18 protein-coding genes are annotated in these 14,044 nt (G+C 45.8%); 11 read left to right on the top strand and 7 right to left on the bottom strand.

The window, feature by feature from the left end:
- Positions 1-40 precede the first annotated feature (40 nt).
- Together MHUN_RS13900 and MHUN_RS13895 are read left to right on the top strand one after the other, a co-directional pair.
- Positions 41-292, top strand: coding sequence for a DUF4405 domain-containing protein (locus MHUN_RS13900; RefSeq protein WP_011449615.1), 252 nt, complete (start codon positions 41-43; stop codon positions 290-292).
- Positions 293-353: 61 nt separating this feature from the next.
- A complete protein-coding gene (locus MHUN_RS13895) occupies positions 354-632 on the top strand; it encodes a hypothetical protein (protein ID WP_143709509.1) in 279 nt (92 codons plus the stop codon).
- 110 nt (positions 633-742) lie between these two features.
- Here MHUN_RS13895 and MHUN_RS13890 read toward each other — a convergent pair whose 3' ends face one another.
- Positions 743-1,315 carry a ferritin-like domain-containing protein gene (locus MHUN_RS13890; protein ID WP_011449613.1) on the bottom strand — a complete coding sequence of 191 codons (573 nt, stop codon included), beginning with the start codon at positions 1,313-1,315 and terminating at the stop codon, positions 743-745.
- Positions 1,316-1,385: 70 nt separating this feature from the next.
- Between MHUN_RS13890 and MHUN_RS13885 the strand changes: the two genes are divergently transcribed.
- The 5 genes from MHUN_RS13885 (at position 1,386) to MHUN_RS13865 (ending at position 6,595) form a co-directional block, all read left to right on the top strand.
- Positions 1,386-3,644, top strand: a complete 2,259-nt coding sequence (locus MHUN_RS13885; protein WP_011449612.1) for an ABC transporter substrate-binding protein — start codon at positions 1,386-1,388, stop codon at positions 3,642-3,644.
- Between the two features lie 172 nt (positions 3,645-3,816).
- Positions 3,817-4,089, top strand: a complete 273-nt coding sequence (locus MHUN_RS13880; RefSeq protein ID WP_011449611.1) for an ACT domain-containing protein — start codon at positions 3,817-3,819, stop codon at positions 4,087-4,089.
- 11 nt (positions 4,090-4,100) lie between these two features.
- Entirely contained in the window at positions 4,101-5,465 is a 1,365-nt protein-coding gene (locus tag MHUN_RS13875) for a PFL family protein (RefSeq protein ID WP_011449610.1), read from the top strand.
- A gap of 237 nt (positions 5,466-5,702) precedes the next feature.
- A complete protein-coding gene (locus MHUN_RS13870; protein ID WP_048067555.1) occupies positions 5,703-5,894 on the top strand; it encodes a hypothetical protein in 192 nt (63 codons plus the stop codon).
- Between the two features lie 11 nt (positions 5,895-5,905).
- The gene (locus MHUN_RS13865) at positions 5,906-6,595 is read left to right on the top strand and encodes a hypothetical protein (protein WP_011449609.1); all 690 of its coding nucleotides are present in this window, start codon (positions 5,906-5,908) and stop codon (positions 6,593-6,595) included.
- Between the two features lie 101 nt (positions 6,596-6,696).
- Here MHUN_RS13865 and MHUN_RS13860 read toward each other — a convergent pair whose 3' ends face one another.
- From MHUN_RS13860 to MHUN_RS17755, 3 genes are all read right to left on the bottom strand, one after another.
- Positions 6,697-6,963, bottom strand: coding sequence for a hypothetical protein (locus MHUN_RS13860; protein ID WP_011449608.1), 267 nt, complete (start codon positions 6,961-6,963; stop codon positions 6,697-6,699).
- Complete coding sequence (locus MHUN_RS13855) at positions 6,960-7,175, bottom strand: hypothetical protein (protein ID WP_143709507.1); 216 nt, start codon at positions 7,173-7,175, stop codon at positions 6,960-6,962. The genes MHUN_RS13860 and MHUN_RS13855 overlap by 4 nt, the downstream gene beginning before the upstream one ends.
- 241 nt (positions 7,176-7,416) lie before the next feature.
- Complete coding sequence (locus MHUN_RS17755) at positions 7,417-8,433, bottom strand: tetratricopeptide repeat protein (RefSeq protein WP_052288894.1); 1,017 nt, start codon at positions 8,431-8,433, stop codon at positions 7,417-7,419.
- Positions 8,434-8,454: 21 nt separating this feature from the next.
- Here MHUN_RS17755 and MHUN_RS13845 point away from each other — a divergent pair, with 21 nt between their 5' ends.
- The 3 genes from MHUN_RS13845 to MHUN_RS13835 are packed head-to-tail and all read left to right on the top strand — an operon-like array spanning position 8,455 to position 11,268.
- Positions 8,455-8,826 (top strand): hypothetical protein, encoded by a 372-nt coding sequence (locus MHUN_RS13845; protein ID WP_011449605.1) that lies wholly within the window; start codon positions 8,455-8,457, stop codon positions 8,824-8,826.
- 31 nt (positions 8,827-8,857) lie between these two features.
- On the top strand, positions 8,858-10,912 hold the full coding sequence (locus tag MHUN_RS13840) for a hypothetical protein (RefSeq protein WP_011449604.1): 2,055 nt from the start codon (positions 8,858-8,860) through the stop codon (positions 10,910-10,912).
- A complete protein-coding gene (locus MHUN_RS13835) occupies positions 10,912-11,268 on the top strand; it encodes a hypothetical protein (RefSeq protein WP_011449603.1) in 357 nt (118 codons plus the stop codon). The genes MHUN_RS13840 and MHUN_RS13835 overlap by 1 nt, the downstream gene beginning before the upstream one ends.
- Positions 11,269-11,281: 13 nt before the next feature.
- On the opposite strand, the gene MHUN_RS13830 is transcribed toward MHUN_RS13835, so the two are convergent.
- Both MHUN_RS13830 and MHUN_RS13825 read right to left on the bottom strand, forming a co-directional pair.
- Positions 11,282-11,527, bottom strand: coding sequence for a type II toxin-antitoxin system HicA family toxin (locus MHUN_RS13830; protein WP_011449602.1), 246 nt, complete (start codon positions 11,525-11,527; stop codon positions 11,282-11,284).
- Positions 11,527-11,748, bottom strand: a complete 222-nt coding sequence (locus tag MHUN_RS13825) for a type II toxin-antitoxin system HicB family antitoxin (RefSeq protein WP_048068054.1) — start codon at positions 11,746-11,748, stop codon at positions 11,527-11,529. Before MHUN_RS13825 ends, MHUN_RS13830 begins: the two co-directional genes overlap by 1 nt.
- A gap of 109 nt (positions 11,749-11,857) precedes the next feature.
- On the opposite strand from MHUN_RS13825, the gene MHUN_RS13820 reads away from it, so the two are divergent.
- Positions 11,858-12,112 carry a hypothetical protein gene (locus MHUN_RS13820; protein WP_011449600.1) on the top strand — a complete coding sequence of 85 codons (255 nt, stop codon included), beginning with the start codon at positions 11,858-11,860 and terminating at the stop codon, positions 12,110-12,112.
- Between the two features lie 350 nt (positions 12,113-12,462).
- Here the strand turns inward: MHUN_RS13820 and ltrA are convergent, their stop codons facing one another.
- Positions 12,463-13,935: a group II intron reverse transcriptase/maturase gene (ltrA, locus tag MHUN_RS13815; protein WP_011449599.1), complete on the bottom strand. Its 1,473-nt coding sequence runs from the start codon at positions 13,933-13,935 to the stop codon at positions 12,463-12,465.
- Positions 13,936-14,044 lie beyond the last annotated feature (109 nt).

Here is a 14,044-nt window from a genome sequence, read left to right as displayed (position 1 = left end):
CTGTGCAAACCTCGTATAAAAACAACTGGAGTAAGGAATTATGGGTAGAAAAACTTTCATCAGAATCACCAGTCTTCTCCTCCTCATTGTAACCGTCATCTGTGTAGTGACCGGCATTCTCAAATGGCCAGGTCTGATACCTGCTCTGGGTCTGACGTACCGCCAGGTTCCGGTTGCTCTGATTACGGATCTTCATGACTGGTCAGGATTACTCATGACCGTACTGGTGATGGTCCATATATATCAGTTTAGAGGATTTATCCGGAGAATGGCTCGTAATTTGATCTCATAAGGAGTGTACAATGAATACGAAACACATATTAACAATTTTTCAGATGTTGTGCCTAATGAGCATGATAAGCGGGTTTGTTCTGTCTGCCTCCGCATCCGGAAGGGACGGATGCCAGGACCCCCTCCTTGCAGCACAAACCGAAGAGAAGAAGGTAATTACCGACAATGCAGGAAACCTGACGCTGATAGATGAAGATACACGGGAAAAAGCCGATGCCCTTGCAGGGACCTGTCCGAAAGGGTTTCATTGCAGTTGTCCAGGCTGTCCGCTCTGGAGTGATTTAGATGAGGATAATTTCTGTGATCACGGAGAAGAGCCTGAAGAACTGGATGAGGAGTGATATCTTAAAACCACACCTCTCTCTTTTTTGCCAAGTTTCATATCTTTCATCTTTCACTTGGTTCACAGGTCTTCCTTCATCGCACCTGTGTAATTACTGGAAAAAGAAATTTAAGAGAGTTGACGGGTAAATGCACTCAGGTGATTCTCCGACCCGTTCCGGAGATTGGTATATACCTGGATGATATCCGGTCTGGTAGTATTGGCGATTGCCTTATCAAGATCTGCGATATCTGTCTCTTCAATTGCTACCCCTGCTTTGAGAGCATCAGTCAGAGATTGTGCTCCCTGCTCTGCCAGGGCATCTGCCAGAGCCTGAATGTCCGGATTATTATATCCTGATGAATAATTTCCGATCATGTCAGAAGGAACCTGATATCTGTCAAGGAGGAGTTGCACTTCACTGGCATGGATTGTTTCGGCCTCTCCAATATTCCGGAAGATCGGAATTGCATACATCTCATACCACACCATGTAGAGATCATGGGCCATTTGTTCTTCTTCCCGCATGAAGAGGAGATCTGATCTTTCAGTATCAGAGAGATTCAGGTCCTCTGGTTCCGGAAGGACACTATTCTGATTTCCCTGGAATCGGTTTCCATACCCCTGTGAAGCGACTGAAACGGGAAGTATGAGCAGAAGAGTTGTAAGAATGAGAATAAGGATGATAGTACTGTTTTTCATAAATCTCTCACCGCCTGTATGGCATAAACCATCAATTGTCGTTTCCGGTATAAAAACCCAGGAGACACTCGTGGTTATATCTCCGAAAGTATCTCTGAACTTGTCAGTTGATATCCTGAATGATTATCTTAAATCAGATAATCTTCACGTTGAACTTCTGATTGAAGATAGCAGCAGCGATCCGGAGAAAGCCCTGAATGCCCTGAAAAAGCTTCATGAAAAAGGGGTTATGGTGGTTATTGGTCCTTCAACCAGTGAAGAAGCAGCTGCAATGGTTCCCTATGCCAATGAGAATGATATGCTGCTTATTGCCCCGTCCAGTACGGCGGTTTCCCTCTCCCTTGATGACAACCTCTTCCGGATGGTTCCAGATGATAAAAATCAGGCTGAAGCTCTGGCCCTTCTTATGAAGCGACAGAACATCACTGAGGTTCTGACCGTATACATGGACGATGAATATGGTTCAGGACTGAATGCCGGCATAATTGAAAAAGGCTCAGATCCTGCCTATGGATTCAGGATAGTGGGTTCGATACCGTATGATCCAAAACTATCCGTCCATGATACTCTGGTCCAGGAGATAGAAGAAGCTGCAGCAGGTTTACCGAAAGACACCGGGGCAATTCTTCTGATCGGAACCGAGTCCCATGCTATCGGAATCTTTACAACTGCCGGTATTGAGAGCCCGATAAGTGATTACAAGTGGTTTTCAGGAGATAGTATCATCCGTGAGGCAGGTATCCTGAATAATAATGATGCTGCAGAATTCGCCGCAAAAACAAGACTTGAGGGGGTTGCATTTGCATGTGAAGAAACACTCACTCTTGTTCCCCTGATGCTGGCAACAGGACTTATGAGTGGTGAACTGGGACATGCTCCATCTCCCGATGCCCTGCCGATATGGGATGCATTATGGTTCATAGCCGAGACATATCGTCTTGATCCCCATGCAGACTTTGATACTTATAAGTCCAATCTCCGGGCATTATTTGAAAGAGGTGGAAATCTTTTCAATCAGTGGACTATGTTGAATGAATATGGTGATCTCAAGTCAGCCAAGTACGCCCGATTTACCGCAACGAAGGGTAGTAATGGTGACATATACTGGAATCTTGACGGGATGTTTATCAGGAGCAAGACTTCGGGAATGTTCATCACCGATGCAGATGGTAAACTGACCCATGAACCTGGTGATATCGTCATAGGTGCTGTTTTGCCTATTACCGGAGTCAATGCAGAGATAGGTACCGGTGCAAAAAAAGCGATTGAACTTGCTATTGAACAGGCAAATACCTACTATTCAAAGGCACTTGGTCTGAACATTCGTTTTTCAAGTGATATCCGGGATTCAGAAAGTGATGCGGCAGTCGCACTTGAGCAGGTCAGGGCCCTGCACGAGAACGGAATAAATCTCATTATATTTGGTGGAATTAGTGATGAATTATCCGCGGTTCAGGAATATGCACGAGAAAATAACATTATACTTCTTGGAACCCGGAGCACTGCCATCTCCCTCTCAGATTCAGATGATTTCATTTTTCGTCTGAGTCCGGATGATTCTCATCTGGTAAAAGCCATGGTCAGACTCATGGAGGAACAAGGTAAAAAGCACCTGGTGGTTCTGTATCGCGATGACATATATGGCCAGGACTTTTCACATGCTCTCTCTGAAACCGTTACCGGAAGTATAGATAGTTTCAGTTATGCAAAAAATGAGACTGATTTTACCTCTGTTCTGGATGAGGCCGCCAGAGCAGTTGAGACTGCCGGGTATGAGGGTACTGCGGTGGTAGTGATTGGCACTGATGAGATCATCTCAATGCTTGAAGCAGTAAAGGAAGGGCCACTCACGTCTGTTGCATGGTATAGTGGTGACGGTGTGTCGCAAAGCAGGAATTTATTAGAGGCGGAAAGTGCAGTATCTGTGGCTATACAGACAAATCTGACCTGTGTCAACTTTGACAGTGCTGCAGATCAGATCTTCATTCCGATGAGGCATGTTGCCGTTGAATATCTTTCACGGGCAATAAAAGGAAATGCAGGATGGAATGAGATATCCAGTTATGATGCTGCCTGGATAGCAATGAATGCTTATGCAATGACACGTCCGGATGCCCCCTCAGAAGAACTGTGGAATATTATTAATAATCCCTATGGAGCGTTGGGTATTGGTGAACAATATGTAATGAATGAAGCCCAGGATCAGTCAAATAGCTTTTATGTTTTCTATAAGGTAATAGAGAGATCTGACGGGCCTATCTGGACACCTGTAGCCTATTACCGGGATATCAAGGCATTTCCTGATGAACTGAAAATCGTCAGTGAATAATCCGGGTATGTATGCCGGGGACAATCCCTTTTTTTAAACAGTTCTCATCCAGATCTAAAAAATCAGATGTATTTCCCTCTTTGTGGTGTAATATTCATCTTTTTTTTGAGACCTTCTCGGTGCTACAACTATAATCCCCTATGAAAACCAAATGTATAAGTCTGATTGGATTATGAGTAAAACAATTATCACGGTGGTCGGAAAGGATGCCGTCGGAATTATCGCAAAAGTATGCACCTATCTGGCAAATAACCAGATTAACGTTGAGGATATCTCTCAGACAATTGTCCAGGGGTACTTTAACATGATGATGATCGTCGACACCGAACGCTCCTCCAAACCCTTCTCAGATATGGTAACTGATCTTGATGTACTCGGTGACGAGATCGGAGTGAAGATCAAGTGCCAGCGTGAAGATATTTTTACAAAGATGCATCGAATTTAACAGGAAATTCCATGATAAATATCCTTGAGGTAAATGAGACAAACAATATGATCGAGCAGGAGAAGCTTGATGTCCGGACGATAACCCTTGGCATCAGCCTTCTTGACTGCTGTGATGCTTCCCTCGATACCTTAAACCAGAAGATATATGCAAAGATAACCCGCCTTGCCAGAAACCTGGTCTCCACCGGGAGAGAGATAGAACTTGAATACGGGATTCCCATCGTCAATAAAAGAATATCAGTAACCCCCATTGCACTCATCGCCGGATCTGCCTGTCAATCTCCAGAGGATTTCGTGTCTATTGCACAAACACTCGATAAAGCAGCAGCAGATATGGGTGTCAATTTCATCGGGGGGTATTCGGCCATCGTATCAAAGGGAATGACCTGGACGGACGAACTTCTTATCAGGTCCATTCCCCATGCCCTCTCGGCAACTGAACGGGTCTGCAGTTCGGTGAATATTGGTTCAACAAAGACCGGGATCAACATGGATGCTGTCCGGCTCATGGGACAGATTATTAAAGAGACCGCAGAGGCAACACAGGAACAAAACTCCCTGGGATGTGCAAAACTGGTTGTCTTCTGCAATGCTCCTGATGACAATCCCTTCATGGCCGGGGCATTTCATGGCATATCAGAGGCTGATGCCGTCATTCATGTGGGAGTCAGTGGCCCGGGGGTTGTCAAGCATGCTCTTGAGAGTGTCAGGGGAAAAGATTTCGAAGTCCTATGTGAGACGGTCAAGAAAACAGCATTTAAGGTAACCCGGGTCGGACAACTTGTAGCTCAGGTTGCATCAGAGCGTCTTGGGGTACCGTTTGGCATTGTCGACCTGTCACTTGCCCCGACCCCATCGGTGGGGGACAGTGTTGCAGAGATCCTTGAAGAGATGGGACTTGAATCGGTTGGTGCACCGGGAACAACCGCTGCTCTTGCCCTGCTCAATGACCAGGTGAAGAAAGGCGGGGTGATGGCAAGTTCCTTTGTCGGTGGGCTCAGCGGTGCGTTTATTCCGGTGAGCGAGGACCAGGGAATGATAGATGCCGTGATACGTGGATCTCTCACTATTGAGAAACTTGAGGCAATGACCTGTGTCTGTTCAGTCGGTCTAGATATGATAGCAATTCCGGGAAGCACTCCTGCATCTACCATATCAGGGATTATTGCAGATGAAGCGGCCATCGGGATGATCAATCAGAAAACGACTGCAGTGCGGCTCATTCCGGTTATCGGCAAGGATGTTGGTGACATGGTGGAGTTTGGTGGTCTTTTAGGTCATGCTCCGGTCCAGCAGGTGAATACCTTCGATTGCAGCAAGTTTATCAACCGGGGTGGACGGATTCCGGCACCGATTCATAGTTTTAGAAATTAATTTTTTGGTGCTTTGTCAAAATCCACGGCAGTCTTTAAAAGCCATCAGAAAAAGAGGTGCTTAACCGGAAGTCTGGTGGATTCCAAACGATGGTCCGTTTCATTTCAGCAAGGCATATTCTGCCGGAGAATGTACTCATCCCTATCATACATTGGGGCGGATATGGAGCATATATAATCGGATCGCTCCGGATCTCGACCTCTCTCCGGCGAATTGATCGTGAGGTTCTCAAACGGTATGGTATGGGATCCGGTCTCTAAAAATGAGACTCTTTCAGGATATCCTGAATGGTGGTATAATATGACCGGGTATCAGTATGGTCCTCGGGTATACCGGACAGATATCCTGCATGATATTCCGGGGCTTGTATATACGAATACAACAAAACCATTTCCTTCAATAGAAAACCCGAACGAAGTATTTTCCTGATTTGTGAAACCATGAGTATCAAAAAACCTGTCCGGATATTGCAGATCGGTGATATGCAGAAGGGGTTTACGATAAAAAACGGAAACCTCTATGTGAGCGGAGCAGAAGACATCCTCGGACCTGCACAGGAATTCCTGGAAAAAATTCCTAAATCAGCATTTGACTATACCTTTGTCATTCTGGATACTCACTTTTCCGAAGAGTATGAAGAAAGCGAGGAAGCGAAAGAATTTCCTATTCACTGTGAATACCAGACCGACGATTGGGAATTATCTCTTGATGTCTCCGGTCTGCCTGATACCTGGTATCTGATGAAGAACCAGTTTACCATGTGGGGTGAGCGGAAAGGGCAGGCAATATCCTTCACAAATCCTGACCGGAAGATTGCATATGAATCGTTATTTCATTTTGTTGATGATCCCCGTCATCCAGGGCAGGTAATCCCCCGTGATTCCTTTCTTCATTCCATCGCACCGGAGCATGATCTGGCCAATATCGAGGTAACGCTCTTTGGAGTGGCTTCTGATTTCTGCAACAGGTTTGCAATGGAAGGATGGCTGGCACGAGGGGCGAAAGTGACTATCATAAAGGATTTGACTAAAGGAATTCATAAGGAGACTGCTTCCGTGCTTGGGGAATGTTCATACCAGAGGTATATGCCTGACCGGCTTTCTGCCATTTCAAGTCAGGAGTTACTCTGAGAACTGGGTAATCTATGAGGGATTGTCTCTGTTGAATACAGTGCTATTTTACCTGATGGGCGATAGAACCTTCTCTTGTTTCTTAAAAACATGAGTATTCTTTATGCAAACCGGTTGTATCGTTTATGTGCTGTTTTGATGGGCAATATATCTGTCACTCTGACAAGATCACCTTCCGGATAGATCATAAAGAATACAGTATAGGTTCGACCAATATGCAGACGGTATACATCATGACCAATTTTTTCAATTTCTGATACTAGAAATGGTTCTTCCAGCCTGCGTAATTGTTTAAGAATAATACGACGACCTTTAATGGGTAATTCTTTCACAAAATTACACGCTTTTATTTCAACCTCAACTTTCATTCTTTCCAGGCTTCCTCGGCCTCATCCAATGAAAGAAATTCTCCCTGTTCTGACACTTTTGTAACATGTCTTATGATATCCAGTTTTTCTCGTTCTTCAATTAAATCAGTAATGAGATGATCAAAGGTTTCACCCGGTTTTTTAAGGATTGAGAGTTTTTCCCAGGTTTTAGGTGTGATCGGGATCCGTTTATAACTCTGAACACTGGACATGTTATTCATATTGCACATGTGTGCAATTTAAACTTTTCTTTGATGGTAATACAGAGAGCCCCTGTAATTGGATAAATGATTCTTCCCGCTTTTCTGACCATCATGATGAAATGGATTATAGGTTCTACAATGTTCTGGCAGGATACGGTACTCGATTATATGAAACCATGGAGGAATTGCATCAGCAAAGGGCGACAGAAAAGGTATGCGAAATTAAAAAAGATGAGGGTTACAGACTTGATTATTTCATCTTTTTCCGGTTTATATCACGGTTCTTCTGATAACTCATATTCTCCGGATGAATCTTTAAGGCATTCTCATAACATCTCTCAGCACTTGCAAACTCTGACAGTTTAGTAAGGCAGATCCCATATGCATTCCATGCCTTGTCATTGGATGGATCCTCTTCAGTGACCGCGAAAAACTCCTCAGCGGCCTTCTTAAAATCACCCTGCCTGTAATATGCCATTCCCCGGACATATGCAGAGCCCCCCTCAATATCTCCCCCATTATCTGAGTCCTCCAGCGTCATCGAAGATTCAGAGTTCTGAACCTGGTTTTTTCTGTTCAGGGTATTTTTCTGGCCGGTTCGGTTTTTTCGTCGCATGTACACATACATCAGTCCGATACCAATCACAATCCCTCCAACCACCCCGGCAATTATCTCTGTTCCAGCCGGGAGAAGACCAGATGGCTCTGGCCCAATTAGAGCGGGATCCATCATATCCAAATCTGAAAAGGCATTAATTCCGGTAAGATCAAGCGGTGTCTCTGTGCTGATTATCCTCCCGTCTGCATCCTTAAAGGAGGTGAGGAGGTTTTCTGTGGTTGCATTCGGTGAGGGTTTGAATGTCACCTGAAAACTTGCGAAATCTGATGGTTTTAAGAGGCCTACCCCATATTGCTTGTACGGGTAGACAGCCTGAGCCGGATCCTGCACTGTTACGACCACGGCGTTTGCAGCCTCAAGACCTGCATTTGTCACATCCCCCTTGACGATTACATGCTCCATCCCTGGTGTGATCTCAATATTTGAAACAAAGAGGTCAGCCTGTTTTTTACTTGTCCCGGTAGAGATAGGCACGCTCACCGATGAGTTATGCAGATTGATCCCGTTTTTGTATTGCACAATGAACTGCACCGGTTCATTCCCGTGCGGGGTGATATTAAAGGGAATCTGGATCGGAATGTCCGGGTCTAAGAGACCAATATAACTGGATGCCGGCATAATCTCATGGATTGACCGGGCCGGCGTCACCGCCGGTCATCTCTTCTGCATGTGCCGGATACCCTGGAGATCGTCTCACCATCACTCCTGACCAGCCTTGCATCGCTTCTCTGTGAACAACCGGAGAAGAAAACAGAGCCAAAGGGCAGTACCCGGTCATCGGTAGCAGATCTAGGAGCATGGCTTTCAGACCACCATCTCTCCTACCGGGAGAAACCGTTTGCCGGCGGACGGCTATTCCTCTTTGATGCATGTCCGTTCTCTACCGCACACACCGATGGAGCCTATGCCATCCAGTTTGCAAGTGGCGGAATCTTTGCCGGATGTCATCACAACTCCTGTGGTGGCGGAACCCAGCGATGGTCAGAACTTCGGGAACGATTCGAAGGCCCCGTCCAAAACAGGATTATGAAGCCAGAATAAAACAGAGCAATCGGAATCGGGCAAAAGCTAAGTGGAACGGGATGGATACCGGTATGATTCCGGTCATGAGGGAGTTGTTCAGGAACAGACCGACTCTCCTGACTGTTCTCCTTCTCCTGCCAGAGAAAAAGAGTCTCTCCATCCTGCTTCTGCATCTGCCTCTGATTTAGATCCAAGGCAGGAAGCACTCCGGATACTGAATTCCGAAGATCCCCTCTTGTATTCCCTCCAGACCTTCGCCCTGGATCATGAAGGGGATGAAGTAGTTGCAGAATGTCTGGCCCTCTCTCTTGCATCACGTGCGATTGCAAACCCGAAATCGAAAGGACTGCATGTTTTGGTAACCGGAACATCAGGAAAAGGAAAGACCGATGCATTTGACGTGATGCTGGCCCAGGTGCCTGAAATAAATCGGATCGGTCAGCGAATCAGTGACAAAGCCCTTTTTTATGCAGAAACCCTCCTGCCCGGTATGGTAATCACCCTTGACGATACCGGCCTTTCAGATCAGATGCAGGAGATTTTGAAAGGAGTCACCAGTAGTTTTCAAAAGCCATTCCGGTATCTGACCGTGAACAAGGACCGCAAAAGTCAGACTTGTGTGATTCCGGAACGGTGTGTATGGTGGATTTCAAAGGTAGAAGGAGCAGGAGATGACCAGATCTGGAACCGGATGCTTACCACCTGGATAGATGACAGTGAGCAGCAGGATCTAAAAGTTTTATCCCGGACACTTCGTTCAGCACGGGAGCTCCCTCTTCCGGAGGCGACTCTCCATCCGGAGATCAAAGTCTGCAGGGAGATGTGGGATATTCTCTTCTCACCGGTCTGGGTTGTCATTCCATATTCTGAACAGATTCGGTTCACGTCTGCCTCGAACAGAAGAAACCCGGATATGCTGATAGATCTTATCCGGACCCATACCATAATGAACCAGTTCCAGCGTGAAAGGCAGGAGATCGGAGGAGTCACCTGTGTGACCGCGACTATGGAGGATTTCTCCCGTGCACGTTCTCTCTATATCAAGCTCTGTGGTGAGTCCGGAGGTCAGACGACGAAACTTACCAGAAAGGAGGCAGAGCTCATTACCGCAATCCGGAATCTTGACCGTGAAGAGGTTACGATACCACAACTTCAGCGGTTTTGCGGATTGTCGTACAATACCATCTACCGGACATTGCATGGGTATAGTAACAGAGGGGTAATCCATTCAGGCCTCCTTGAAAAATGTCCTGCTCTCTCATTTACTGACCGGACGATATCAGGAGAACATGAGGGTTTCAATGTGAAAAGGCGTGCAAAGGCATATCTCTGGGATGCTCTGGTCTATGATACCTGGTCTGGGACAGATGGGTGCTGGATTTCTGATTTGGAAATCTCAAATAGTCTGGATGATGATTCTGACGATAATTCAGGGGACAATAAGGGAAGTTTGCATTCTTTGCACCATCCTTGCAGCAGCTGCTGCACATTAACAAATGACAATTCGACGGATTTAGAAGAAAATACTCCGTCTGCTACTCAGAATAGTTATGTTTGCAGCACGGCAGTCTTACCCGGAGCCCACGATTCTGCCATCGGTACAAACACGGATTCACACCGTGATCTCACATCTGCTGCAAACCAGGATCATATATCTTCAGATGTACACCGAAATCATTCAAAGCAATCTCAAATGCCGGATATATCTTTGCATCCAGTGGTGCAAACTGATGCAAAGAATGGAAAGAATGCAAAGATCGGTACGTATCCTCCTGATCATGATGGCGATCATTCGATATCTTTGGATGATACGAAAGAGCCCTGTTCCATCTGCAAGCCCCCGAACGTATCATTGAGGCATCACACGGATGGGTGTACGCTCAGTAAGGCATGTAATTCCCGGACTCTTATGCAGGAGTCTGAATCTGTCCGGACATTACCCGGAGTCCTGAATATAACCCGGATGCAACGGACAACGACTGATTATGGCAGGTGTCATGTCTGCAAACTCCAGGGAATAGCCTGGTGGGATTATGAGACAAAGACCGGAATCTGTCAGACCTGTTATGAACGGGAGATGCTTCTTGGCAGAGGGGTTATCTGATGCCCTTTGTCGTTACATCTGAACGGGATGCACCGGCTGTTCGGTATGAAAAAGTCGGTCGGCTTTATCCGGGTGAAGACGGGATGATAGAGGTCATCCGGGATGGGGTTGGGGTGATTGGTATCATCCCCACTGGAGATGTTATTCTGGTGCTGAACGGGCTTTCGGTCCCCATGCTATCAGTGAATAATTCAGGGAAGATGATGGTGATTACAGGCACTGATGGGAGATCATATTTTGTTCTGGTTAAGCAGGTGAGAGGGATGATCCGGGACTGGCCAAAGAAGAAGGCAGCGGTTTTTTGGGAGATGGGGGGGAGAGAGGGAAATAGTGGTAATATATTCAATAAAAAATGAAAGGAGATATGGATTACTGTATCCTTCCCATATATTCATTATAGGCCAGGGTGAATTCCTCAAGTGTCATTTCAAGATCATCCCGAATAATTTTTCGTAATAGGCCTTTGGGTATAGCCTCACCACTATGAACTGGAATGGTAGTGTATCTTCCATCTTCTGACTTCATCCGTACATGTGATCCACGTTGCCTGATTATGGTAAAATTAAGAGACTCGAGAAATGAAATGAGTGTTTTCCCTTTAATTATTGGAAGCATTACGCACCCTGGACAATTTCGACCTCACGAAATCCTACAAAGGTATTCAGAGTATCCAAGGGGGTATCTTCAGAGCATAGTTCAATTACTTCTTTTATCCTCGCTAATGCCTCATCGATAGTTTTCCCATAAGTATGGCATCCTTTGAATTGGGGGCATGAAACAATGAAGATACCATCTTCGTCTGTTTCTATAAGAATTGGGACGTGAATAGTTTTCATATAAATAATAGTATTGTTTGCATTCACAAAAAGAAAACTTTGGGGTAATCATGAATAGCCATCGTTCAGGAATGAGAAGGTTGGTCGTCTCATTCCTGGGGAGAAGGGGATGGTCGCAGTTATACGAGACGGGTACGGGGTGGTTCAGGTCATCCCAACCGGTGATCTGATCCTGGTTCTGAATGGGATGATTGTTCCTGGTCTTATGTGCTCATCATCAGGGAATCGGATACAGATCTCCGGGAGTGATGGGAGAGAGTATGTCGTGCTCACCAGGCAGCTGAGAGGGATGATCCGGGACTGGCCAAAGAAGAAGGCAGCAGTGTTTTGGGTGATGGGGGAGAGAGGTAAGCCTGGTCGGTGACCGAAAGGGCCTAATTCCCTTTGCCTGGAATGGTCCTATATCCACGGATAATTCTGGACCTTCAGGATCACCTGGCAGGGATTATGGGATCCGGTGGTGAATCTTCAGAGCATAGGGGATTACTCCTTGGTGGTGATTTAAAAGTCTAGCCACCGTCCCTAAACTCACACCTGTTAACCTACTGGTTTTCCGTATCCCCCATCCTTCAGATAGATGTTCCATGACAGAAACTGCTTTTCATGCTCAATTTCAATGATGAGTCTATGTCGAATAGCCAGGTTAGGTTACCCTAACCCAGCCTTCCAAGAACGGACCGTGCGATTTTCACCGCAATCCGCTCAAGTTTTTCACTACCCGCTTTTATGGGCGTAGTGAAGGAACATCCGTATCGATCTTTGCTTTGAGAGGAAAACTCCTGGCCTGTTTTCAAAATACTCGGTATCAATAAACGGATTTGCATCCAGTTTTATGAATTTTCGGTATTGAATTTTGGTGTTGGAGAAGTTTTCGAGAGTAAGAGTAGAGGTTCTAAAGACCTGTTTTCTGGTAAGTGTTGGGTGCCAGTATTTTCTGGCAATCCATCTCTTCCCTTTATTATTATGACGGCGCTTTGCCCATCTCCACAACATATTTCGGACAACCCAGTCAAGTTTCCCAAAGGTCATACTTGCAGAAGCCGTCCGGTGATACATTGCCCATCCCTTAATTACGGGATTTAGGGCTTTGATAAGGTCTTCCTGTTTCCAGGCCTTCGCCGACTTAATGATTACCCTTACTTTATCAATGATTGCGGCAATAGCTTTCTTCGAAGGTTGTATCAGGAATTTGCCTTTGAATTTTCTGAAATTCCAGCCCAGGAAATCGAACCCCTCGTTGATATGAACGATTTTGGTCTTTTCCTCAGAGAGTTCAAGCCCTCGTTCATGAAGAAATTCAGTGATGAGTTCCTTGCACTGGAGTGCCGTTTCCTGTGAGTCTGCCGTTACGAGAAAATCATCTGCAAACCGTATGAGATGAACCTTATTTCCGGGAAAGTGTTCTTTCAACATTCTTTCCATGCCGTCAAGAGCCATGTTAGCCAATAAGGGGGAAATTAAGCCGCCTTGGGGCGTACCTGACTTGTTACGGTAGAGTATTCCATCATAAATATAACCGGCTTTCAGGAATTGGTTAAGGATTCTTTGGTCAAGAGGGATGTTATCAAGCATCCATTGGTGTGCGAAATTATCGAAGCACCCGCGGATATCACCTTCTAATATCCATTGACCTGAAGTCTTTCTGCTTAAGCACTGAAAAGTGTATGAAGCAGCATCCTGTGCATTTCGCTTCATTCGGAATCCGAATGATGTCTTGTCTGCTGTGGTCTCAGCCCAAGGCATAAGAGCCATTGCATACAAAGCTTGCATAGCACGGTCATACATGGTTGGAATCGAAAGAGGTCGCATTTTACTCGATTGCGGTTTAGGGATGTAGATTCTCCGGAGAGGTTTTGCCCGATAGCCCTTGTCCGAAAGCGTTAATGCTGCTTTCATTTTCTGTTCAGGGGTGGTCCATTTTTCCCCATCTACTCCTGCACTTCTTTTACCTCTGTTTTTGGTTACTCGTTGTACTGCCAACATTTTTGCATAAAACGAATGTGTAAGCAGATACTGGAGTCGTCTTGCAAGTCGATATTGGCCGTTCTTCACTGCTTTTGCGATACGTGTCTGAAGTCGCTTTACATAATCTCTTGCTTTAGCAAATGGAAATTTCTTCCATTGTTTTGCAAGTTTTCTGTCCGAGATGTCCTCGCTTTTATGCGTAATTGAACTTATCCCGTTCATTGAAACCATCCTGTTCGCCGTGAAAAACCAGCTGCACGTCGGCACCCTTTCAGGTCAGGGCAAAGTTTGAACCCCTATCCACAGCCATTACAGCCGGGCATTCGCGTTT

It is taken from the genome of Methanospirillum hungatei JF-1 (assembly GCF_000013445.1).
GTDB lineage: Archaea > Halobacteriota > Methanomicrobia > Methanomicrobiales > Methanospirillaceae > Methanospirillum > Methanospirillum hungatei.
This window is presented reverse-complemented; position numbering and strand designations above follow the sequence as displayed.